This is a genomic window from Paenibacillus aestuarii, from assembly GCF_027789125.1.
Classification (GTDB): domain Bacteria; phylum Bacillota; class Bacilli; order Paenibacillales; family NBRC-103111; genus Paenibacillus_E; species Paenibacillus_E aestuarii.
Window position 1 is genome coordinate 158,331 of the sequence record NZ_JAQFVF010000080.1, and the last position, 25,573, is coordinate 183,903.

Consider the following 25,573-nt stretch of genomic DNA (forward strand, 5'->3'; position numbering starts at 1 on the left):
ATACCTTCCCACTTGCATTTAGTATATACTCGGCCTCCCGCCTTCAATCGCAGCCCCACAAACACTTTTTGTTACCCTCGGCAAAAATCTGCCAATATTTGAACTTCTAGCTCCACTTCATCAACACCCGCTTCTCTATCCTTGACACATACGAACGCGAGATCCCCAGCTCCTTCGCAATCTCCTGCTGCGTCCGTTCCTCACCGCCAAGCTCCAACCCAAACCGCCCGACAACGACCTCTTTCTCCCGGTCATCCAATATATCTAAATTCTTATAGATTTTGCTCTTCTCAATCTTGAGCTGCACCTTCTCCACGACATCGTCGGCTTCCGTCCCGAGGATATCGATCAAGGTGATCTCATTGCCTTCTTTGTCCGTGCCGATCGGATCGTGCAGCGACACATCCTAGCGCGTCTTCTTCAGCGAGCGCAGATGCATCAAGATCTCGTTCTTGATACAGCTCGCTGCGAACGTCGCCAGCTTCGTCCCCTTGTTCGGCGAGAACGATTCGATCGCTTTGATCAGCCCGATGGTACCGATCGAGATCAAATCCTCAAGATCTTCGCCGGTATTGTCGAATTTTTTGACGTTGTGGACACGATACGAGGTAAAATTCACATTTAAGAACCTGCTTAGCAAGATTATTGTAGTCCGCACTTTGTTCGCGTCGCCCGAATGGTCTCGTCACCCTGCTTGTTCATAACTGTATTACGAACCCTTAGAGCTTTTGCACAAGCGACCTCAATCCAGCTTTGGCTCCGGACTAGAGTATGTCCCTCCTATTTATCTATTTGAAAATGCTCAATGCTACACCGATTAAATAAGGAATTAACCACAATCCCCAAACCACCAAGCTGAGCTTATGAAATTGCTGGATTTGCTTTTGATTCTTTTTCCATAATACAATGGCTGCCCATACCGCATGAATTAGCATCAAAACTAGCGCAACCGCTCCAGTAATACCGTGCAAATTTATTTCTCTGCTTGTATTCATCTGTTGCATAAAGTTAGTCCCTATTCCGTCAAATAACAAACCCGCAAAGAAGAAAACTAAATGTGTCGGTTTCAATCGACCAGAGAGCTTTTCACTCCAAACACCAATTGTATAGGCTACTAAGGCTAAGTTAATAAAAATAACTGCTAATGCTAACATTATTTAATTCCTCCCCATGATATTTCTTACTTTCATCAGCAATGTTGGACAGCAACACTACAAGAAATTCGTTACATAACCGTTCCCCCTCTATTTTTGTTAAAACGATAAAACAATCTTCAATTAGTCAGGATTGACTAATTCGTCTTGATTATAAATCAACAACCCCTAAATAGTCAATTGTGATTATTCAGATGTAATTAAAAGGGCTTGTTAATGACAAAAAAGCGGGTTTTGCGCTAAACTGCGCAAACCCGCTTACAATGTCTGAAGTCATCTATACTACTCGTTTTTCAATTTTTCAATGACAAGAAGTAACCAATCCCTTTCCGCTTGCTTACAGATAAGATGATGTTCGATCGATAAGTCGATCCCTCGTGAAAACGTATGTTTGGGAGTCTTTTGCAATTGCTCGATTTGTTCCGTTAATCCATTTAAGCGAATTATCAGACAATCAATTGCTTCCTCATTGGAAATATGATCTAAGAACATAAGTCCGATATCACCCTTAAAGAGGGTATTATCTTGTTCAGACAAGTTCTCACGAAGGAGTCTGTAAAATTCCTGATCTCCTTGCTGCGTAATGGAATATACTTTTCGTGGAGGACGATTGCCTTCTTGATCCTCATGCACACTAATATAGTCAGCAGCCTTTAGCTTGTCCAATATGGCATAAGCTGTTGCTTTTTTCATCGAAGTAACACGACTCAAGTTCTTATCAATAAATTCATTAATTTGATAACCATGTAGGCTTTGCGTTTTTAAAATTCCAAGTAATAGCAGGGCTCTTTCGTCCATATGTTTCTCCTTAATCTGTTCATTTTGCCGATCTTTTATTCAATTCAACCCGATTAGCCAAAATGGATGATTTAATAATCTTATCAAAATTGCGTTATTTTATAAAGTTGCGTTAGATAACTAAGTCCACGATTTGTAGAAGATATGCTCCAGTATAAAAAGCCGCCAATAGGATGAGTCCAAGTATTAGCCAAACTCATTTATTTCTGCAGTATAAATAAAAAAAGCAGCTGCCACCGCAGCTGCTTCTCCAAGCCCTAACCATTCACCGCCTCACCTTATAAAACTCATGATACAGCTTCATCAGCGTCGCCGCTTCTCAATCCGCGATACATACGAGCGGCAGATCCCCTATACTCAGCAGAAAGTTACCCGCTAACGAAATTATGGAGAAATCGAGGAATTACCATATAGATCTATGTGCTGACGGATATGTCGTATCTGTTATTAAAGTCGTGTATCTGAACGCAAGCATAGAGATCTTGAACGATTCGCAGTTTATAATATCGCTGAAGAAATTATCGACAAATACCAACAGGGTTTTGCATATATGCATGAGGATCATGTAGTTTTTAGAACTAGTTCCAACAAATTTGCGACTACGCAAAACTTCGTGATTCAGTATACATCTATTAAATACGCATACACATGATATTTTCTATCTAAAAAATGATTTATTTTACTCACCTAGATGAATGATATCAGAGTGGCAAAGGATGAGTTTGCTCATCTTGCTAAAGCAGCTTCGTTCCTTACTCCTTGTTGCTCTTATTCTACTCAAGTTTTGGCACTCGGCCCCATACAAAAACCACTCCATAATGGAGTGGCATCTGAGTGGCATCTGTCTGCCATCATTCAAATTTATACGAAGTCAATAAATTCTTCTAACTCCTTGAATAAGGGTTTATAATTCACTTCATCTGGAATAACAAGTGTCAAGGGCTCGTTTAACTTTAGTACGTACATACCCAAGATAGATTTTGCGTCTGCCATCCCACTTTTTCCATGGATCCAAATATCAAAATCATACGCCCTCCCCGTTCCAGCATTATGTTAATATGACCTCATTGCAATCTTTGTATCGACCAATAAAATGCCAGTAGAAAAATAAAGCAAGACGTTGAAATCATCATTTTACGATACCATGGGAACCTTCGCAGCCATATCAAAAGGGGAAGCAGTAGGCATAGGATCATTAACTGTCCCGCTTCCACACCTAAATTGAACGTCACGAGTGAGCCAAGCAGATTGCGCTTAGGAAGTCCCGTTTCGGCCAAGGCTCCAGCGAAGCCCATACCATGAACCAGGCCAAATAAGGCGGTCAATATCCACCGCCATTTCGCCTTTTGCACGAATAGATTTTCCATTGCCACATAACAGATCGTCAGGGCAATTAAGACTTCTACCCAAGAAGAAATGACGTGAATGCGGCCCGACGCCACCAAGAATAACGTAATGCTGTGTGCGACCGTAAATGCAGTAACAATCTTCAACGCATCCTTGAAGTGAGAGGCGATTAATAATAATGATAATAAGAACAGCAAATGATCATAGCCGCTTAGAATGTGTTCTATTCCTAGCACAAAATATTTCCATAGGACGAAGCCAGTCTCGGATTGGGCAGTCTCAGACTGAGGAAAGGTGACCTGAATATCTTTTTTATTGATATCAAGTACATCCTGATAGAAAAATGCTCCCGAATGGACCATGAGTACACTTGTATGAGAAGGCGTATCTTCAAACACCAGATTGTAATGAATATTAATTTGCTCAATCACTTCATCAGCGGTGAATTTCAGTTGAAAAACGACGCCTCTTGTTGATCCCTTTGTTGCCAAGTTCATCGAAATCAAGTCCATCTTCAAAGGATTTGAATCCACATCTATTCGAAGCTCTTTCTGTAACAACAATTTAAGATTTCCCTTTTGAGACAGCAGTTCTTCGTTCTCCAGATCGTTGTCCTTATTGGCATCCATTTGCCCAAGCAAGTCTTGTTGATCAAGAAATAGACTATAATTAATCTCGTTCGCTTTCACGTATATATCCGAGTAACCCATACTTTGGGTATGTGCAAATGAAGTTGAGGCAGTCCCAAAAAACAAAACGAAGATTAACAAGGAGAAGAGCATTCGTAGGTTCATAGCTGCTAGACCTCTTTTCATAAAATGAACCACGTAGTAAAGAAAGGGGGATTACAATAATCCCCCTATCCCACTGCCTGACCATCTTGATATTCGATTAATCAAACATTGTGTGGCGTTGTTTATTTCAAGATCGCTCTAGCTACAATTGCAAGGTCTTCAATGTCAACCTTACCATCATGATTGACATCCGCTTTCTCATTCCAACCTGCTTGACCTTGTTGTTTACCGTATGCAGCCGCAACGATAGCCAAGTCTCCAATAGAAACACCGTTTCCATTGATATCTGCAATAATTTTCTTGCCTTCAAACACTTGAACCGCTGCTTCCAATGCGGCTTTCGCACTATCCACCTGTTGTTGGGTCGCGTTCGAATTATTTTCTGTTGCTGTAGCCGTTTCGATAGCCGACTTCAGTTGCGCTTTGGCTCCAGCCACATACAGTCCATTTCCATTACCTTCGACTGCTGCATCGTATTTCGCCTGAGCGTTTGTAATTGAAGCCTCCAGCGCCGATTTATCTACAGGCACACTTGGAATATTTATTTGAACTTCGTGGGAGGCTCCACCTACTTGCAGTTCATTCCCCTGCTCGTTGCCAATAACGACATTGTCTACAGAAATTATCGTATTGGTTGCTTGAGCCACCGATTTCGCCGTAAATTTTAATGCAAGCAAATCTCCCTGCGCAAGCACGCCTTGGTTCGCACCCACGCTGGCAACTATAATCCGGACCTGCCCAGGTACGGCCTCTTTCTGAGCGATGACTTGGAAACCTGCATTCAGGGATGTCACCGAATTGAATTGCAATTTCACCGGATCATAGTGAAGAGTAAGATCTTGCGCATACATTTGCTGGTATGTGCTTTGTGTAACGCTGTTCAAGCCCATTTTTAAATCGAATGATTGACCGGAATTCGTCTGCTGTGGACCAGTCAATGTAGACTGAGGCTTACTTGGCGCCGACAGCACAGTAACGCTGATACTCGTATTCAATGCTACGTTGTTCGAATTTGCCACCCCTACTGGCAAGGTTACAGTTCCATTTACCTTGAAGGTCTGTTCAGTCTTTAGAGCTGGATCATAGTTTGCAGCATCTACATTCCATGTCACATTGGCATTCTTACTTCCTCCATCGGTAACCAGTTCCACGGTGGAAGGCAAGCCAAGGGCTGCTGCCGTCTTAACTGTTCCGCTCACCAATCCCTGGATGGCTGCGGGCTCTGTTATGCTCTTTAACGTCACAGATTGAACGACTTCGAATGTCTTGCGATCCACCACCGTATAACCGTCATTGAGCAAAAAGAGTGCATCATACTTACCAGGAGAAAGTCCGTTGCTTAAACTAACTCTTCCGGACCCAGACTTTAAATAACTCCATGACAATGAATTACCGGCACCCGGAGGAACAGCTCCGGTACTGTAGATGCCGACCCAGTCTTTCCCATTTAACGCTGCCCCGGTATAGTCTAGGGTAATGGCTTCCCCTTTGAGGAACTGGGATTTGTCTAGTGATAGTTGGCCGGAAGCTGCTGCAACTGCTTGAACAGTTACGTTAATGCTTGTTGTCAATGGAATGCTGTTCGGGTTTTCAAGTCCGGAAGGTAGGGTCACGGTCCCTGGCACCGAGAAGGTCTGCGCCGTCTTGATAGCCGGATCGTAGCTAACGCCGCTTAAATCCCAATTTACACTTGCCTCGACACTTCCTCCATCGGTTGCAAGAATTACTTTTGCGGGCAATCCAAGAGCTCCCGCTGTCTTGGCCGTTCCGTTGACCACGTCTTTGATTGCTGCTGGTGCAGTTATATTTACCAGCGTCTTACCCGGTGGGGGCTCCGGTGCGATAAATTCCATTTCCGACAAACCGACATTTGTTCTGCTTTCACCGGATATCTGGAATTTGACCCATGTCACCGTCTTGTCAGGGAAAGTTACAGAATAAGCGCTCCCGTCATTCGGGATTCCTGAAACCGTCAAAGTACTTCCGTCGCTGAAGGAAAGTGTTCCGCCGCGCGCCCAGTCAACTGTGTTGGGCCGATCATAGAAGACAATCTTACTGATCGTTTGATTCGTCGTCCAATTCAGCTGGATCCATGGATTCTGTTCTCCCTTGGACGCCCATTCGCCATCACCCGATTTACCTATGACGCCATCGAACACTTTGTCGGGAGTATATCTGTAATCATAATACGTTGAAGCGGTAACTGTGGCGGTCCCTGCTGGGATCTTATTTACAGTTACTTTAATGCTAGTTGTCAATGGAACGCTGTTTGGGTTTTCGACTCCGATAGGCAGGGTTACGGTCCCTGGCACCGAGAAGGTCTGCACCGTCTTGATAGCCGGATCGTAACTAATGCCGCTTACATCCCAAGTTACACTTGCGTCAACATCTCCACCATCGGTTGCAAGAGTTACGTTCTCGGGCAATCCAAGTGCTGCTACTGTCTTAGCTGATCCGACGGTCGCGTTTACCGATGCATGCGCAGTGATGCCGTTTAAATTAACAACTTTTGTTTCAATATCAATGTCCTCCGACGAACGGTTATAGTTGTCATCGTCGGCGAATACCCTGAGTAAATATGCCGTTTTCGGCAATAACCCAGTAAACTTATACTGTCTGTAATCATCGAACGGCTTGTCTAGCGGCAGCGAAAGGCTGTTGAACGATTGCTCCACTTCCCCGGTGAGCTTGTTGATAAGCTGAATATTATATTCCAGAACGCGTACATTGTCATTTGCTTGCTTTATCGTAAAAGTAACTTCCTTGTTATTGATGGAATCGATCGTAATACCCTTATCAAACTGCGGAGCTATGAGTTCTTTAATATTGTTCTTGCTATAAGTAAAGGCATCTTTGCCTTCGCCAACGTTGACTACACGAGGTGTGCCTACAAATTCATCTGTAGCTAAATTATACTGCTTCATGATCATTTTCGTGCCGTAAACCTCTAAGAAATTCGAGATACGAGGTGTGGTTTTATAATTGATATACGAACCCTCTATATACCCTCCATACGGACCATCATCAATATAACTGGAATAGTTCGACCCACCGGAATCGATAAACGTAGCCGCACCTTGATAGAGAGAGCGTTCGTCGGTCGGGTCGTATTGCGTATGACCGGACATATAAAACACCTGCGAAAAATTATTGTCGGCAATAAATTTACCTAAACTGTTACTTGCCGAGCTGCTCCATGCCGATCCCCAAACAGTTCCGCCTACAGGGTGGTGACCCATTACAAATATGGGTTTTGTCGGATCATAATCCGCTTCATTCTTAATTTGGTTGAGGAAATTGCTGGCTTTTCCCACTGTATTGCTACTGTTAATATTGGAGTCATAACCGATCAAATTAAATCCTTTTATCTTTACCCTATAAGCACTGTTATAAAAATTGTTATCGTACGATTGCGTTGAATCGTTCCACGCTCCCGCCGTACCGACAGGTATTAAATCTTGGGTGCCGTACATATCATGGTTACCTTTTACAATATATAACTTCGTGGTGTTAAATAAGCCCTCAGCTTTAAGTTTATCGTATACTTTTGTAAGCTCGCCCATCCACACATATTCATTGGCATTGTTACCGCCGGTAATATCGCCAGGCTGCACCAATACGTCGGCCTGCGGGAATGCTTTCAAGGCTTTTCTATAATCTGCTTCAATGCGCGGATTGTAGCGGGATTATCACTGATTTCCGGGTCGCTGCTATCCGCTATATTTAAATCAGCGGGAGTTATTGCTTTGTTGCTTTTTTGATAGATGAATATGGCGTTGTTTAGTTCACGTTCGTAATAATTGATCGTTTCCTGTGTATAAAATTTTACTTTTTGCGTTGTTGCGACCGTATTGGCATTATTCAAAACCTTTTTCAAATAATCAAAATCGGTTTGACTGAAGCCGTTGCCCAGACCGCCTGCTACGATTGTATTTCCTACTGATATAGCGCCGTTGAGTGCGTTCATATCTACTGCATGTCCAGCGTAACTATTATAATTCGCTTGAACTCCCTCACCGCTAATTGCGCCTTTCCAAATCATCAGATCAGCGATATCGAATGCATTACCGCAGAAATTGCCCGCTCCATCGCAACCAATATTTAATGGATTCGATGTATCCAAAGTTCCCTGCCTTAGTGCAGTTTCAGTCATTTTGTAAGCATCAATGTAAAGCGATGCGAGCATGTTATCTCTGTCTACAACAAATGTCACATAACGCCAATCGGAAGCATTAAATGTGTTGCGTCCAAAGGAAATGTTCTTTACTTTTGCGTTCGGGAATCCATAATTCATGTTGACCGAATTGGCCGATGTGTAAATCGCCCAGCCTGCGTTAGAGCCATTACTAAAATCCTTGTTGGATACGATGACTTGATTATTGTTAGTGTCGCCTCTATACCAGAAAGATACGGTAAAGCTTTCATCGCCAAAATGTAAGCTATTTGTTGTACCGACATAATTGCCTTGTCCGCTTTCTACGTGCAGTGCCTTACTCCCTGGTAAAATACCGTCTACAAAACTATAATTGCCGTTTGCTTTCAGCAAATGATCGTGATCTGCATCGTTCTCGAAATTATTATTGAATTTAATCGAGGCGATTAGGGGGTTAGCCTCCACTACTTCGTTTGTGGGCATAGCTGCGTTAACAGTCGTCGATAACATCATGAATATCATTATCAATACGAGGGGAAAAGACAAGTTTCTTTTCATTACAAAAAACCTCCATATGCTTATTTCGAATGAACGTTGCCACTCACTTTGAGACCGATAACACCGATCAGGAACGACATCCAGAGCGCTTGACCAGGCTGGTCGCTACTTGAAGCCATCCCTCCTCTTTACTTACCCCTTCCTGTCCGTAAACCTTTTACGACCAGCATTTCCACCAGCGATTTACTAATAAATTAGAATTCACGACCTGATCTTCCTCTTCTGTTTCTTTCGTTCAAAAAATATTTAATACAATTCAATCAACCTCCATTTTATAGCATAATTTGATAACTGTACAAAAATTATTGTACAATTATATTCAATCTATTGTGTCAAACGACTGTAAACCGAGCATGAAGATTATGTAAAAGCATGTTTCGATCTCAATTCGCCTTCTCAGCGGTCTTTTTGTATAATAGAAGAAATAAATTCAAGAAATACTGAACATAAGCATCGATTTCGATAAACGATAATGGGGAGTGAACAGGCTGTGTCACAAAGCGAGGAAAGTGCTGAACGGCGGCTGCACATCAGAAACAATATAATTGAGGCCATGGCGGAAACAATGGATTTATACGGGGGCACTCATTCGTCGGGCCAGTTGTACGGTATTATGTTCTTTGAGAACCGGCCGATGACACTCGACGAGATGAAAACGCAAATGAACATGAGCAAAAGCAACATGAGCTACGCCGTAAGAGCGCTGGTTGAATCCCAGATGGTCAGTAAACTGAACGAAAAGCAAGATCGAAAAGAGCTGTATGTCGCAGAGACCGATTTTTTTCGTGCCTTTCAACACTTCTTCTCGCATAAGTTGCAGCGTGAAGTCGATGTTATGACTGACGTTATCGATCAGGCTTTACCCGAGTTAACAGAACTCATCCTTGAGGAACATATAACCGATGAAGAACGGAAGCTTGCACTTCAGGATCTGCACAAGCTTCGGCATGCGAAGAAGTATTATGAATGGCTGCAGCAGTTCGTCGACGCCCTGCGCCAAGGGGATTTTTTCAAAAATGACCGAGCCTAAACCGGCACTCCAACGGAGCCCCGGTGCTCTTCAACCGACCAACAAGATTTCACTCTATTGATTACCCCAAAAAATTCCGATATATGTAACTTTTCTCTATTTCGCGCTGCACATAGAATCTCGTTCTCAATACAACGAGCTGAAATTTTTAATAAAGTTTCATTGCAATCCGGCTATTAATCTCTTCAGCACGACCACCGCTTCAGCCCTGCTGGCTTGCTCCAATGGAGCAAACTCTTGCTCTGTTCTTCCGTTCATGAGCCCGAAATCAACGGCATAGACTACAAGCTAGAGTTGCTAATATCGTTTTAAGCCTCATAAACTCCGCCCTCCCGTTTTACAAAAAGTTAAAAAAATATATTTACTGTACAAGAACTAGTTTCAATTGAAATACGAATAGTCAATGCCTCGTCATTCAGTATACATGTAATAAAAGCGTATACACATGATATTTTCTATCCAAAAGTTGATGTTTTCCACACTCCCAGATGAAAAACATCGAGAGTATCGACGGTCCGACCAAGCAAAGGAAACAGCAGCCTAGAACAGATCCAATGTTCCAGACTGCTGTCTTTTGCTTTCCTAAACGGGGCTCCCCAGATATTCCTGTCCTCACGCCTCCAAATTCAAACGTTTTCATTGTGCATCAGCTGAACGGGACTTCCGAAATTGTATGTTCCGTCCAGCGTACAGCCCCTCTACATTCATATGATTTACTCAAAGATTTTTCTCGCCACGAGCGCAAGATCATCAATATCGATTTTACCATCGCCAGTTACGTCTGCCTGCTTGATTTGCTCCCAATCCGGACTTGCCGACGTTTTGCCGTAATTCGCTGCAATGATGGCAATATCACCGATGCTTACTTTATTATCATGGTTGATGTCGCCTGGAATTCCCGGAGGTTGTGTCGCAATACTTACGTTAACCGTTGATGCCTGCGCCTTCGTTTCCATTCCCTGAGCATCGCCAAGCGTGGCGTCGGCTACAGCAATCGTTCCCGTCGCCGGCTGTGTTACAGCTTTGGCTTTGAATTTCATTTCCAGGATTCCGCCATCACCTGTCACTGCCTTGCCAACGCTTGCGATAATAAACCGAAGTTTGCCCAGCATATCCTGCTTTGTCTCTACGAGCACAATCCCATCTTTCACGACACGGGCCGAGACGAATTCAAAAACGTTTGAATCGTAGTTCAACTTCAAATCCTGTGCGTATACGCTTAGCGTGACGCTGTCCAGACCCAGCTGTACCGTAAATTCCGCGCCTGTCTGAACGGTATCGACTGCAGATAGCGTCGTTATAGCGTTCTGCGTGCTGTCGCCTTTTTGTACTGTAATGTGGCTTGCCGCTGTGAAATTGCCACTAACCGTGGTGACCGTAACGTCCGCCACTCCCGCTTTCAAGGCGGTTACAACGGTTTTGCCTTCCCTGACCTCTACTTTTGCAACAGTATCGTCGCTGCTCGCCCAAGTGACATTTTTATTCGTTGCGTTCTCAGGAAGCACATTTGCAACCAGCTCTGCCGTTTGTCCTTCTTTCAGCGAGACTTGCGGTTTATCCAGCTGCACGCCGGTTACGGGCACCCCGATGCGATAGACGTTAATTTCAGCTGCAGAAGCCCAGCCATTATACCCGGAGGTTGCTTCTAGCTTAATAAAAGACGCTCTTGTCGCCGGGAACTCCGCTATTTTTTCCGTTTTGTCTTGAGCCCATGTTCCATTTGCGACTTTGGTGTACTGGATACCATCCGTACTCACATAGACATTGTAGGCTGTGATAATACCGTTACTTCCCCCGCCTTGTCTTGGAAGAACCTTGATTTTATTCACGTCGTAAGTACCGCCCAGATTCAATGTGATCGATTGCGGCAGCGGATCAGACTTATCCCACTTCGTATGCCAAATCGTATCCGGATCTCCGTCGAGCACCATGGATGCCGCATTATTGTCATTCTCCAATTCCTCACTTGTTGCCGTTGCCGTCATCTGCGACTGGGGAATTTGGTTCGGATCGACGACCGGACCTGAATCCGGCGGTGGATTTTGGCTTACATCGCCTCCAACGCTGACAACCAAATCATCCATAACAAAATCGGTATCATTTCCTGTCTTCTTCTTCAACCCAATCCATGAATTACCTGACGATGAAGCGACAAATGCGAACTTGAATGTTGTAGGAGAGGTTGCCGCAGGTAACGTAGTCGTCGATTGTATGGTCGTGCCGTCACCGACAACGAACGCATAGTCCGTCGAACCGCTTTCGTATTTGAAACTTACGGTATATGTCGTTCCAGGAGCGAATCGTAATGTTTGAGGCAACGTTCTATAAACAAGACCTCTATTTTCCTTATGCGAAACTAATGACCAGTTCCCGTTAATCGTGTGATCGATCGGATTGCCATTCCATCCTTTTTGCGTGTATGGGGCATGCAATTCGGAGAGATGGGTGCGTGGATCATTGACCCCGCCAGCTTCCGCTTTGACAAAAGGATACCAGCCTGCGTCCACATGCTCAAAATCTTCAGCGAAATAAGCGTTTGCAGGAATCACCGCCCGCTCTGTCTTCATAACATGAACGTCATCGAAAGTAATGTTTGTTGTACCTGCCAGCCCCTTCAAATAAAGCGTCGCTGCAGAATGTCCGGCTGGGACATCGAACAGTACTCGCATCCGCTGCATGTTAGTGCCATTCTTATCATCCGCTGCAATAAAGTTAGAAGCAAACGAGCTGTCCGTATAGTTCGCCATCTCGTCTCCGCCATAATCCTTGACCCCGATTATAGCCCGACGCGTACCGTCTACTTGCACATTGACATAGGCTGCGTAAGTTCCTTGCGAAAGTCCTGTCAGCTGCTGACTGACGCTCACTTCTCCACCGCTTGCGATCTTCAGTTCATATTGACCGCGACTGTTTCTCTGTACAGAGGCAGAAGCCGTATCGCCCGTTACAGTCCAAGCAGCAAGCCCCCCGCTGTTGAAGCCTGGGTCTTTCACCAATGAGCCATCTCCGTATTTCACGTCAGAAGTTGCAGGCGCGTTTCCTTTGTAGACAACATAAGGGGTATTCGCATCTGCATTAATCGTAATTTGATTGTTCGTCACCGTCAGATCTTGAAGCCATACTCTCCCCTGATCAGTCAATTTGTAAAGCTTCACCGTACTAAGCCCAGACCAGCTTAGCGGGAGCGTCCAGCTCGTATTTCCGCCGTTTGCATTCCAGTGGTACAGCTTTTCTTCTGTTTTCGGATTCCATGGCAGAAGGTAGGCTCCGCCATTTAGCGTCGTGATGCCATCCTTTGTAATCACTCTTGTGCCAGCGACATTGCTAACGCTTACATTGTTCTCAAAATCGACCCTATTGTCCGTCCATTTGATAATTGGGAAGTGCTGCATATATTTCGTCGGCAAGTTCGTTGTAAACGTCATTTTGATCATATTGTCATAGTTGACCTTGCCCACCCAGCCTTCGTATGCCTCCAGTTCCGTGCCGCCTAACAGAGGGTTACGGACGATACATGTATCCTTTTGATGATTGTGGATAAACCGGGCGATTTGGCTGTTAAAGCCTTTAACCGTTGTCCCGCCATAGTTGTATTCAGTAGCCCAGTGGTACCAGATCGCGTCTTTCTCCATCACAGTAGGGAATTCCGTAGCAGCCGCCCAACCCAATTGTTTCATTTCCCGTGCTAGCCTCACGCCGTTCCAGCCATTCTCAAACCAAGTATCCGCATAAATGAAATCAAGGTTCGGTACTGCAGTTTTCAATTCTTGCAATCGGTTGAACCTGGATGCGGTCGAAGCTTCGCTGCGCATTTGAGCCTTATTATAGAGGAAGGATGCATCCAGCCAATCCCAGCCTGGTTTATTTGGATCTACCAGCGTATCGCTAAAATATTTCGCTTCAGGGTAAGCTTCGGTCGCATTAATATGCACCCCGAAATATCCGCCATATTGGTGCCCTACATTGACAAGCGTGTTCATATCTGTCGCTCCGCCTTGACGAATTCCGATATGATTGCCGTAATCCGGATGTGCAGAGTCATGGCCTTCCTGTTGATACCCCTTGAGCTCTATAAACTGACCTAATCCGTCCGTATTCAAGTAGATTCGTTTCGTTTCGTCCAACGTTTTGAGGAAAGGGTTCGTTGCTTGGCTGGCAAAGTTAAAAGGAATCCGCTGAACGACAAGATCGGGAATCCGATCACTGCCTTGAGGCGTCTCCATGATGCTGCGATATGCAATAGCTGCGTCTTGCCAATCGATGACACTGTCCTTATTCGCATCTCCCGTAATGACAACCTTTGCGCTTGGCAGCGGTTCCGCTTCGCTCATACCTTCAGGCCTGTATAGCCAGGATCCGCTCCAGATTCCGGTACGTGAATAGGCAGATTTATTTACCGTCTGTTTATGAAGCCTTTCATTATCTGTATCGGTCGTATAATCTGAAATTGCATTCGTCCAGATACCTCCCGCAAGCTCACTTGTATTAAGGAACGTGTACAAATAATTTTTTGGAGAAGCATCCGCTTGTGGGGTTCCTGTTACATCTGTAACCGTATCCCCTGTTCCCGCAACAGCCGTATACATGCGTGAACCGGCAAATGTCGCTCCGCTTTGCGTGCTTCTGACAGAAAGCAAATTATGATTCGGTATTTCCATGGTTTTGACTTTCGTTGTACCATTCTCTGTAATTCCTGTAACTTCAAAATTCAACGTATTCCCGACAACTTCCAGTTCAATTGTCATCGTGACGTTGATTGATGAAAAGGATAAGGTATAAGATGCTTTGGAATCCGTTTTGCTAAACGTTACATTCGGCGTATAGCTGATTCCATTAATGATGACCTGCGATAAATGATCCTCCTGACCGTACATGACTGCGTTACCATATTGATATTGAATGACACTTGGAAAATTCTTATCAACTTCAACACGCATTAGACTTGAAGCTATGAATTCGGATTGCTGATCTGTCTCTGACAGTGATGTTGCACCATAATCGCTCACTCCCGCTAATGAATCCCTTGTTAGAGCGGTGTTATCCGAAGATGAACTGAAACTCTCCATTGCTGAAATTGACTGTGCTGCAGGCCACGATAGAAACATCTGCATAGCTAGGGTAACCATAGAAAGTTGTACCAAATGTTTTCGTTTGATGCTGTTTTTCATTTGTCTACGCCCTTTCTTACAATACATTCTGTATCATCTGCCTCATGAGAAAAATTATATAGCACTTGCAAGCGCATTCACATGATCTTTTACCGCCAATACATGATATATTCATGCCGAATATGGCTGCTACTTCTTTATGATTGAGTTACAACTTGTCCCACCCTCGGAATGAAATCAAAAAAAAAGTAGAAGCAGCCCCTAAGGACTGCCCCTACTTTTATTTGTTTCCAAAATAAATGCGCGAAATAAAGTTATTTTACAGTTGAAAACGAATAAACATTGAGCTCCGCTGCCGATGCATATCCACCGATCCCGGCATTAGCTACCAGCTTCACGTACGATGCAGCTTTACTCGATGATTTTTCTGGCCACGAACGCAAGATCTTCAATATCGATTTTGCCGTCGCCATTCACATCTGCTTGCTTCACTTGCTCCCAATCCGGACTGGAAGAATTTCTGCCGTACTTCGCTGCAACGATGCCAAGGTCACCGATCGTCGTCTTATTGTCATGGTTGACGTCGCCTGGAATTCCTGGAGGCGGTGTCGCAATGCTCACGTTGACCGCAGAAGCTTGCGCCTTTGTTTCCGCTCCTTGCGCATCGGCCAGCGTTGCATCGGTTACTGCAATCGTTCCCGTCGCCGGCTGCGATATCGTTTTTGCTTTGAACGTCAGTTCCAGGAGACCGCTATCCCCCATCAGAGCTTTGCCCACGCTTGCAATAATAAACCGAAGTTGTCCAGGCGTATCTTTCTTCGTATCAACAAGTTGAAGTCCGTCTTTGACGGCACGAGCCGAGACGAATTCAAACAGATTTGAATTAAAGTCCATCTTTATGTCTTGTGCATATACGCCTTGTGTGACACTACTCAGACCCAGCTGTACGGTGAACGTCTGGCCTGCCTGAACGGTGTCTGCTGCCGATAGTGTCGTTAAAGCAATGCTTGGCGTGACATCACCTTGCTGTACCGTAATTTTACTTACCGCTGTAAAATGACCGTCCACAGTAGTGACCGTTATGTCCACCACCCCCGCTTTCAATGCAGTGACAACGGTCTTACCGTCTTTCACTTCCACTTTGGCTACGGTCTCGTCGCTGCTAGACCAATTTACATCCATATTTGTTGCATCCTCAGGAAGCACAGTTGCAACCAGATCTGCCGTTTGGCCTACCTTCAGCGTGACTTGTGGTTTATCCAGTTGAACGCCGGTGATGGGCACCTCGGCGGGGATCGGAATGCCGATTACGTTAATTTCTGCGGCCGATGCATAATTATTGGCTGCTTGAACGGCCTCCAGCTTCATATACGTTGCCGTTGTCGGAGCTGAGAACTGAACGTTTTTTTCCGTCTTGTCATTGTTCCAGCTGCCGCTTGCAATCTTCGTATAATTTGTTCCATCACTGCTGGCATAAATATTGTAACCGGTTATAACGCCGTTGGTGCTTCCGTCCTGTCTTGGCAAATATTTGAGATTGGTCACTTGATAAGCACCGCCAAGATTCAAGGTAATCGATTGCGGCAGCGGATTGCTCGCATCCCATTTTGTATGCCAGATCGTCCCATTGTCTCCATCCAACACATTGGAGGCGGAATTATTTGCTCCTGCCGTTTCCTGACTCGTCGCCGTTGCCGTCATTTGTGAATGCGGGATGACGACCGGCACATTGTCTGACGCTGAATCTTGTCCGTATAGAACCAGTTCAGCCATGCCTACCCGGTAACCGCCACCGGCAACTATTTGTTTGATCGTCACACGGGCATAATTAATATTTTTATACGACTTGGCGAAAGTTTCCGGTGTGAACTGCTGCCCGCCTACATAGCGGCTATCTAGAGCTTTTAGCCATACTTGCCCATTGGTGGATACTTCCAAATCATACGTATACCAATTGCTGTCTTTTTCCCAATAAATACGGCTGCCGACTACAGTTTGAGGTTTATTGAACTTGACTGTGACGGATTGTGGCAGTTCTGTTGATTTAGACAGCCATCCAGTTCCGATTGTGGTATCTCCATCTCTTAATTTGTCGGTACCGCGCCCAGGTTCAGACTCCGTTGATGCATCAATGCTTTGAATAACGTCATCCGAAATGATGTCACCTGGTTCTTGAAGATCTGCAGGTATCACTTTAAATTCATATAAGGATGCCCAATAGTTATTCGTTATTTTGTCTACGATCGTAATTCTTACATATCGGCCCCTGCTATCAGCCAACGCTGTCTCTTCCGCTCCGTTAGGAGTCGTATTGGTCGATTTGTCGACTACCTTATCCCAATTGATACCGTCTTTTGAAACTTCAATGTAATATTTATAGGCAGCATCTTTCATCTCCCAGAGCATCTTAAAGCCGGCTAACGAATAATTTTTCCCTAGATCGACTTGCAGCCATTGTGGCAAAGACGAACCATTCGCCGTCCATTTCGTAGATTCATCATCGTCTACGGCATTTAAGGCATAGTTACGTGATTGCTCCGAAGAACTTGTGACTGATTTTCCAATTGCGATGTTTGGAACGGAGTCTACCGGAGACTCTAATTTCTCAACTCCACCCACCCAAGGCGTATGCTGCCCATCCGGTACAAACTGTCCTTGATAAGGCAATGTATTTACCGTTTCATTCGCAGAAATGAGACCATCAGATGAAGCGCTGATTTGTATAGCTCCACTCGTACCTGTTGTTCTTACGAATGAAAAGCCAATTCCACCTTCTACATACTGCTCTTCAACACCTATTCTTGGGATTCCGGTGCCTATAAGCTGACCTTCTCCTGTTACTGATATTTTAACTTGACCACTGTAATTTGGCACAACGGTTCCATTTGCATCAACAACTTTTAAGTAAACAGGTATTAAGTCTGAGCCGTCTGCTACCGGTTTTACCCCTCTATCTCTCACTTCAATCTGGATTTGACTTGCCTGACCTGGCGTACGAACGGTATGCGTTTGAACAACCTTTCCATCCAGAATCGCTTCAGCCCTTAATTCTCCTGGGACAAAGCTATTTAAATTGAATGTGAATATTGGGCTTCCGCCTTTTTTCACGATATTGGGAACGGAGCTTGAAGCCTCTGCTCTAGTGATTTCTTTGACCAACACGTTATTTTGATATAGTTTTACAGAATCGGCGTTGCTGAATACATTCACGGAAAGGCTTGAAGTAAGTGAATAAGTGCTTGCAATAAATACCATCGGACCATAATGCGGGTCTCTCGCGGATTGCATGGATAGCAGCCAATAGTATCCGTATTTTTCATAACGATCAATATCTACAGTACCGCTTCCTAATGTCTTTGTCGCTGAACCGCGAATATAGTCATTCCAACTCCAGAGGAAATAACCTCCGATCCGGTCGTTCGCATCCAGGCCGCCCCAGTCCGAATATCCGTTGCCATTTAAATATCTTTGCCGAGTCAAATTTTGAGCGATCTGTGCAGCTTCTCCCTCTTTTCTCAGCGCCTTACTGGAGTCTTCAAAATCTCCCCACTCGCGAGTAATGAAAGGTTTATTTGGATCAAAATCGGTCCATTGGCTCGGATTTGTACTCCAGTTCGTATCAACCGCCTTATAATTTACATCATAGAACGTTCCTTGCAGTCCACGATCAGCCGCTGTATAAAGTTGGTTGCCTGGATACTCCTCATGAGCGGCTCCGGTTGCTTCTTGCGCCCAATCCGCTGGATAGGGGGTTTCATTTAACGAAGTTTCCCATAAAATAACCGAAGGTCTGTTTCGATCGCGCCTTATCATTTCACGCGTATCTCTGATCGTTAATTCGCGAAATTGAGTGCTGTGTGTGAAATTTTGCCAGCCAGGTTGGCATTCTATGACCAATAGTCCTAGTTCATCGGCTGCATCCAAGAAAGCAGGATCGTTGGGATAATGCGTAGCACGAACTGCATTAAATCCGTCCTCCTTGATCTGCAAAGCATCACGATACTGCATCGAATTCGAAGCTGCGTCCCCTACATTTTGGAATGACTGGTGTCGATTCGCTCCCCGCAAATAAACCTTTTGACCATTGAGATAAAAGCCATCTGACTTATACTCAATCGTTCGGATACCTATTTTCGTCGTAACCGTATCAACCAAGCCGGACTCAGAGTAAATATCGCTCACTAGTGAATACAGGTACGGCGAGACAGTATCCCACAACGTTGGATTGGCTACCGTCAAGTTTTGAGTAAATTGATGATCCTCGCCCCCAACTAAACTGAGTGCGTCTGTTTCATCTTGCGCGACAACAGTTCCATTTTTATCTATTAACTTACTTTTGACTTTCGTTGTTGCAGAAACTTGATTCTCATTGACAACATGAGTTTTCACATTAACGGTCGCACTTGAACTTGACACGCTAGGATAAGTAACAAATACACCTCCGCTGGCTGTCTTGCCCGCCTGCAAAGCATCGGAAATATGCAACTTATTTGTGATTCTGAGTGTTACGTCTCTATAAATGCCGCCATAGTGTTGGAAGTCCAAATTCGCAAGCGGCTTGCCAGGTGGCGTATCCGGGTTATCAAAACTCGAAACCTTTACCGCCAACACGTTCGTTTGGCCATACTTTACTTTACTTGTGATGTCAACGGAGAAACCATTATAACCACCATTGTGCGTATAGATTTTTTCCCCATTTAAATACACATCACTATCAATCATTACACCTTCAAAATCAATATTGATCGTTTTCCCTTTAAGAGCTTCATCCATTGTAAAATAGCGCCTATACCAGCCAATCCCCGAATAAACAGCGTTCGCTCCATTGGCATGCTTTTTTTCAAGTCTCATCGTATGGGGAATCGTCACATTGGCGAAAGCACTGTCATCAAAGCCAACAGCCTCAGCGCCAGTAAGATCTCCACGATAAAATCCCCAGCTCGAATTAAAATTTAATACGTTTCTCTCGCTTCCCAAGATGCTTCCCTGGTCAGCACTTGCTAAGACTGAAAAATTTGAAACCAAAGTCCCCAACACAATGACAAAGCTCAAAATGAGCCGAGCTATCGCCTTCATCATCCATACACCTCTTTTTTTAAATCTCAGCTTACGCAGTTGAAAGCTTGTTGCAAGTTTCTATCGGTTGTTTGGACGAACGAGCAAAGCTAGGTGCTCTTCGCATCAAGCACCTAGCATCGCCATTCGTTCCAGAATCATTTACTCAAATATTTTAATGGCCACGAATACAAGATCTGCGATATCGATTTTGCCGTCGCCTGTTACGTCTGCTTGCTTGATTTGGTTCCAATCCGGACTGGATGTTGTTTTACCGTAATTCGCCGCAACAAAACCAAGATCACCGATGCTTATTTTATTGTCATGGTTGATGTCGCCTGGAATTACCGGAGGCAATGTCGCAATGCTCACGTTAACTGTAGAAGCCTGCGCCTTCGTTTCCGTTCCCTGCGCATCGGCTAGCGTTGCATCGGTTACAGCAATCGTTCCCGTCGCCGACTGCGTGATCGTTTTGGCTTTGAACGTCAGTTCCAGGAGACCGGCATCCCCTGTCAGAGGCTTGCCTATACTTGCAATAATAAACCGAAGTTGGCCAGGCGTATCTTTCTTTGTATCTACAAGTTGAATTCCATCTTGTACGGCACGAGTCGAGACGAATTCAAACAGATTCGAATTATAATCCATTTTCATATCTTGCGCATATACGTTTTGCGTGACACTACTCAGCCCCAGCTGTACCGTGAACGCCTGGCCTGTCTGAACGGTGGCTGCTGCTGATAGCGTCGTCAAAGCACCGCTTGGCGTGACATCGCTTTGCTGTACCGTAATTTTACTTACCGCTGTAAAATTACCGTCCACAGTAGTGACCGTAATGTCCGCCGCTCCTGCTTTCAATGCAGTAATAACAGTTTTACCGTCTTTGACCTCCACTTTGGCTACGGTATAGTCGCTGCTTGCCCAAGTGACATTTGTATTCGTTGCGTTCTCAGGAAGCACAGTTGCTACGAGCTCCGCAGTTTGACTTTCTTTCAGCGAGACTTGCGGTTTATCCAATTGCACCCCGGTTACAGGTACATCAACTTTTTGTACCGTAATTTTGCTTATCGCTTTAAATCTGCCGTCTACCGTGGTGGCAGTAATATCCACCGCCCCCGCTTTCAATGCAGTGACAACGGTTTTGCCGTCTTTCACTTCCACTTTGGCCACGGTATCGTCGCTGCTTGCCCAAGTTACATTCTTATTCGTTGCGTTTTCAGGAAGCACCGTTGCAACCAGCTCTGCCGTTTGGCCTTCTTTCAGCGAGGCTTGCGGTTTATCCAATTGCACCCCGGTTACAGGTACAGTAGTGTCAGGAACTCTGAATACGTTAATCTCGGCAGCCGACGCAAAATTATTAGCTCCTTGCACGGCCTCCAGCTTCACATGCGTTGCCGTTACCGGTTTGAAGGATACACTCTTCTGCGCTGAAGATTGGGCCCAGTTGCCAGTCGCTGCTTTCGTGAAGTTCACGCCGTCTGCGCTTGTATAAATATTGTAGCTTGTAATGATGCCATTGGTATTGCCGTCTTGTCTTGGCAAATAATCCAGTTGGCTGACTTGATAGCTTCCACCCAAATTCAACGTAATCGACTGAGGCAACGTATTGGAATCCCATTTCGTATGCCAGAATGTTGAAGAAGTTCCATCCAATACATTCGAAGCACGATTATTCTCATTTGCTGTTTCCTGGCTAGTCGCCGTCGCTGTCATTTGCTCTTGTGGAATGATGACAGGCTCCTCGTAGTTCACGTTGAGTTCTGCTGCAGATGCATAACCGCCATTACCGGCTGTTGCTTCCAGCTTCACATAGGATGCCAATGTTTTTTCGAAAGAAGCGTTTTTCTCCGTCGCATCATTCGCCCAGTTACCGCTAGCTACTTTTGTGAAATTCGTTCCATCGGAACTAACATAAACGTTATAAGCCGTTATGGTGCCATTGGTTCCGCCGCTCTGTCTTGGCAAATACTTCAGATTCGTCACAGTGTAGGTGCCGCCAAGGTTCAAGGTAATGGATTGTGGAAGCGGATTGCTCAAATCCCATTTCGTATGCCAGATTGTCCCGCTTTTTCCATCCAACACATTGGAAGCAGGATTAGTTGCACCCGCCGTTTCCTGGCTAGTCGCCGTCGCCGTCATTTGCGCCTGCGGAATAGTCGGTAGAGGCAGTTCTCCTCCCACATTCACAGTAAAATCATCCATGACAAAGTCTGTGGCATTATTCGTCAGCTTCCTGATTCCCACCCATGCATTCCCTGTCGGGCTACCGGCAATCACTTTGGTAAATGTTTGCGGTGATGTAACGGTATCGAAACTGACGGAGGATATTTCCCTGTTTCCGTCGCCAATCACCAAAGCGTAATCACCGGCTTGCCCGTTCTCATACTTGAAGGAAATCGTATAGTTCGTGCCTGGTGCGAAGCGAAGCGTTTGCGGCAATGTTCGATATATAAGACCCATATTCTCCTTATGGGACATCAGCGACCAATCTCCACTGATAACATGGTCAATGGGATTGCCGTTCCAGCCCTTTTGCGTGTAAGGAGCATGCACATTGGCCAGAGAGGTTCTAGGATCGGCGGTTGTTCCGCCCGCGTCCCCCTTCACAAACGGATACCAGCCTGCATCCACGTGTTCAAAGTCTTCTGCGAAATAAGCCCCTGTCGGGTTTGCCGCACGTTGTACTTTCATGAGGTGAACATCATCGAAGGTAATGGTGGCAGTGCCCGGTTCACCTTGCAGATACAGAGTCGCTGTCGATTGTCCTGCCGGGACATCAAACAGTACGCGCATTCTCTGCAGGTTGGTATTGTTTTTGGAATCCCCGCCAATTGCATTGATGGCAAACGAGCTGTCCGTATAATTACTCACCTCGTCACCGCCGTAATCTTTGACCCCGATTCGAGCACGGCGTGTACCGTCCACTTGCACATAAACGTATGCCGAATAGGTACCCGGCGAAAGTCCAGTAAGCTGTTGGCTGACGCTAACAGAATCACCGTTTGCGATTTTCAGCTCATATTGTCCGCGTGTATTTCGCTGAACAGATGCCGCTTTCGTATCGCCGGTTACCGTCCAGGATGAGAGTCCACCGCTATTGAAGCCCGGATCTTTTACTGGCGTACCTTCTCCCCATTTCACATCCGGAGTCGCTGCAGCCTCTCCCTTGTAGACCACGTAAGGCGTATTCGCAAGAGCGTTGATTGTAATTTGGTTGCCTGTAACAGTCAAATCTTGAACAAACTGTTTACCCTGATCCGTCAGCTTATAAAGCTTCACAGTATTCAGCCCTGACCAGCTTAACGGAAGTGTCCAGGTCGTATTGCCTCCGCCTGCATTCCAGTGATATAGTTTATCTTCTGTTGTCGGATTCCAAGGAAGCAAGTAAGATCCACCATTCAAGACAGTGATCCCATCCTTCTTGATGACTCTCGTGCCGGTAGCGTTGCTAACGCTTACATTATTTGCAAAATTGATCGTGTTAGCGGTCCATTTCAGAATAGGGAAATGCTGCATATATTTCGTTGGCAGATTCGTAGCAAACGTCATCTTGATCATGTCGTCATAATTAACTTTTCCCTGCCAACCTTCGTAGGATGCGAGCTCTGTACCGCCAAGCAGCGGATTTCGGGCAATCCAGGTATCCTTCTGATGATTGCGAATAAACCGGGCGATTTGACTATTGTAACCCTTCATATCCGAACCGCCATAGTCGTAGTCAACGGCCCAATGAGACCAAATCACATCTTCCTCATTCACATAGGGGAATTCTGTAGCAAATGCCCATCCCAAACCGTTCTCTTCCTTTGCCAGTCTTCTGCCATTCCAGCCTTGTTCAAACCAAGCATCGTTATAAATGAAATCGAGATTCGGCACTTTGTCCTTCAATTCCTGCAAGCGTTTTATTCTAGCTCCTGTCGCAGCTTCGTTGCGCATTTGCGTTTTGTTATAGTCATACGATAAGTCAAGCCAATCCCATCCAGGTTTATTCGGGTCCACCAAGTTCTCGCTAAAATGCTTGGCTTGTGGATTTGCGCCTGTGGCGCTAATGTGCACGCCGAAATAACCTCCATATTTATGGCCTTCATTGACAAGTGTATTGATATTCGCATCTCCGCCTTGGCGTACGCCGATATTATTACCGTAATCCGAATGCGCGGAATCATGGCCTTCTTGTTGATATCCTTTCAACTCTACAAATTGCTGCAATCCATCCGTTTCCAAATAAATTCTCTTCGTTTCATCCAATGTCTTCAAGAATGGGTTCGTAGCCTGGCTGGCGAAGTTAAACGGGATACGTTGAACAACCATTTCAGGAACTTTCTCGCTGCCAACCGGATTATTCATAATGCTGCGGAACGCAACGGCCCCATCTTGCCAATCAACGACGCCATCTCCGTTCGCATCCGGTGTGATGACAACTTTCTCACTAGGCAGCGGTTCGGTTGTGCTCATGCCCTCCGGTCTGTATAACCATGGCGCACTCCAGACGCCTGTACGGGAATAGTCAGTTTTATTTACCGTTTGTTTGCGAAGTCTATCATTATCACCATCTGTTGTATAATCTGCAATCGCATTCGTCCAGACGGCGCCCGCCAGTTGGCTTGTATTTAGTATGGAGTACAAATAATTTTGGGGAGAACTGTCAAGCGCAGGTGTGCCGGTTACATCCAAGAACGTATCCCCACTCCCGGTTTTAGAATTGTACATCCTCGAACCGGCAAATGCTGCACCTGTTTGCGTACTTCGAACGGAAAGCAAGTTATGATTCGGGATCTCCAACGTGCTGACTTTGGTCGTACCGCTCTCCGTGATTCCGGTAACATTATAATTCAGTACATTTCCGACTACTTCCAGATCGATATTCACAGTTACATTAATCGACGGAATAGATAATGCGTAAGATGCCTTCGAGCCCATTTTACTTAACGTTACTGTCGGGGTATAGCTTGTACCATTGATCATGACTTGATTTAATGCATCTTCTTGGCCATACATGACAGCATGATTAGCTAGCCATTCATATTGCAGCACTCTCGGGAATGTGTCATCAATAGTCACTCTCATCACGGAAGATTCTATCGTTTGCGATGCGGCGTACGTAACAGGAGTTATCATTTTGGACAATGGTCCATTCAAACTTCCAGACACTTGAACAAAAGATAAAGCAGCTAAAATAATCGATACTTTGAATAGTTTATTTCGCTTTTTCAGTTTGGTCATCCCCCTAGATGATTTTTACGATTTTACAACAAGGTTCCTTGAACAGCTCTTACGACAAATTTCCTTTCTAAGCATAGTCAATCTTGTCTACTCAGATCGTTATTAACTCCCTTCCCTTATATGTCGAAAATAAAAAAATCGAATGAAGCGCTTACAAGTACAATTATACGATTCTAATAAATCTTGTTAATGATCTTATAAGTTATTTACCCTGCATTTTTAATCCAGATACACCAGAGTGCTGACAATCAATTTTAAAGCGCTTCCAAAAATGATATTAGCGTTTCATGCTTTCAGCTAGGGAGCTTGTCGTTGTCAAGCATGCCGAAAAGCCCCCATAGCTGAGAAAACACCTC

The 25,573-nt window shown here is 45.0% G+C and carries 9 protein-coding genes and 2 pseudogenes; 1 reads left to right on the top strand and 10 read right to left on the bottom strand.

What is annotated here, in order from left to right; genetic code table 11:
• Positions 1-106: 106 nt before the first annotated feature.
• From sigK to O9139_RS27470, 6 genes and pseudogenes are all read right to left on the bottom strand, one after another.
• Positions 107-595 (bottom strand): annotated as a pseudogene (gene sigK / locus O9139_RS27445) (RNA polymerase sporulation sigma factor SigK); the annotation flags it as partial.
• A 193-nt stretch (positions 596-788) separates the two neighbouring features.
• Positions 789-1,154: an HsmA family protein gene (locus O9139_RS27450; protein ID WP_270884941.1), complete on the bottom strand. Its 366-nt coding sequence runs from the start codon at positions 1,152-1,154 to the stop codon at positions 789-791.
• A gap of 282 nt (positions 1,155-1,436) precedes the next feature.
• Positions 1,437-1,952 carry a PadR family transcriptional regulator gene (locus tag O9139_RS27455; RefSeq protein WP_270884942.1) on the bottom strand — a complete coding sequence of 172 codons (516 nt, stop codon included), beginning with the start codon at positions 1,950-1,952 and terminating at the stop codon, positions 1,437-1,439.
• Between the two features lie 1,064 nt (positions 1,953-3,016).
• A complete protein-coding gene (locus O9139_RS27460; RefSeq protein ID WP_270884943.1) occupies positions 3,017-4,093 on the bottom strand; it encodes a HupE/UreJ family protein in 1,077 nt (358 codons plus the stop codon).
• Between the two features lie 122 nt (positions 4,094-4,215).
• Positions 4,216-7,737, bottom strand: coding sequence for a DUF7402 domain-containing protein (locus O9139_RS27465; protein ID WP_270884944.1), 3,522 nt, complete (start codon positions 7,735-7,737; stop codon positions 4,216-4,218).
• The gene (locus tag O9139_RS27470; RefSeq protein ID WP_270884945.1) at positions 7,734-8,804 is read right to left on the bottom strand and encodes a LamG-like jellyroll fold domain-containing protein; all 1,071 of its coding nucleotides are present in this window, start codon (positions 8,802-8,804) and stop codon (positions 7,734-7,736) included. Before O9139_RS27470 ends, O9139_RS27465 begins: the two co-directional genes overlap by 4 nt.
• Positions 8,805-9,276: 472 nt before the next feature.
• Between O9139_RS27470 and O9139_RS27475 the strand changes: the two genes are divergently transcribed.
• Entirely contained in the window at positions 9,277-9,834 is a 558-nt protein-coding gene (locus O9139_RS27475; protein WP_377525303.1) for a GbsR/MarR family transcriptional regulator, read from the top strand.
• Positions 9,835-9,993: 159 nt separating this feature from the next.
• On the opposite strand, the pseudogene O9139_RS33470 reads toward O9139_RS27475, so the two are convergent.
• From O9139_RS33470 to O9139_RS27490, 4 genes and pseudogenes are all read right to left on the bottom strand, one after another.
• Positions 9,994-10,101: pseudogene (locus O9139_RS33470) on the bottom strand (hypothetical protein); the annotation flags it as partial.
• Positions 10,102-10,547: 446 nt separating this feature from the next.
• On the bottom strand, positions 10,548-14,840 hold the full coding sequence (locus O9139_RS27480; protein ID WP_270884947.1) for an endo-alpha-N-acetylgalactosaminidase family protein: 4,293 nt from the start codon (positions 14,838-14,840) through the stop codon (positions 10,548-10,550).
• Positions 14,841-15,353: 513 nt separating this feature from the next.
• Positions 15,354-20,021 carry a discoidin domain-containing protein gene (locus O9139_RS27485; RefSeq protein ID WP_270884948.1) on the bottom strand — a complete coding sequence of 1,556 codons (4,668 nt, stop codon included), beginning with the start codon at positions 20,019-20,021 and terminating at the stop codon, positions 15,354-15,356.
• A gap of 138 nt (positions 20,022-20,159) precedes the next feature.
• Positions 20,160-25,217, bottom strand: a complete 5,058-nt coding sequence (locus O9139_RS27490) for an endo-alpha-N-acetylgalactosaminidase family protein (protein ID WP_270884949.1) — start codon at positions 25,215-25,217, stop codon at positions 20,160-20,162.
• Positions 25,218-25,573: the final 356 nt, after the last annotated feature.

Bases quoted from the DNA above. Each gene is read 5' to 3' on its own strand.
- O9139_RS27450 (WP_270884941.1), bottom strand. From the start codon at position 1,154: ATGTTAGCATTAGCAGTTATTTTTATTAACTTAGCCTTAGTAGCCTAT.
- O9139_RS27455 (WP_270884942.1), bottom strand. From the start codon at position 1,952: ATGGACGAAAGAGCCCTGCTATTACTTGGAATTTTAAAAACGCAAAGC.
- O9139_RS27460 (WP_270884943.1), bottom strand. From the start codon at position 4,093: ATGAACCTACGAATGCTCTTCTCCTTGTTAATCTTCGTTTTGTTTTTT.
- O9139_RS27470 (WP_270884945.1), bottom strand. From the start codon at position 8,804: ATGAAAAGAAACTTGTCTTTTCCCCTCGTATTGATAATGATATTCATG.
- O9139_RS27475 (WP_377525303.1), top strand. From the start codon at position 9,277: ATGGGGAGTGAACAGGCTGTGTCACAAAGCGAGGAAAGTGCTGAACGG.
- O9139_RS27485 (WP_270884948.1), bottom strand. From the start codon at position 20,021: ATGATGAAGGCGATAGCTCGGCTCATTTTGAGCTTTGTCATTGTGTTG.
- O9139_RS27490 (WP_270884949.1), bottom strand. From the start codon at position 25,217: ATGACCAAACTGAAAAAGCGAAATAAACTATTCAAAGTATCGATTATT.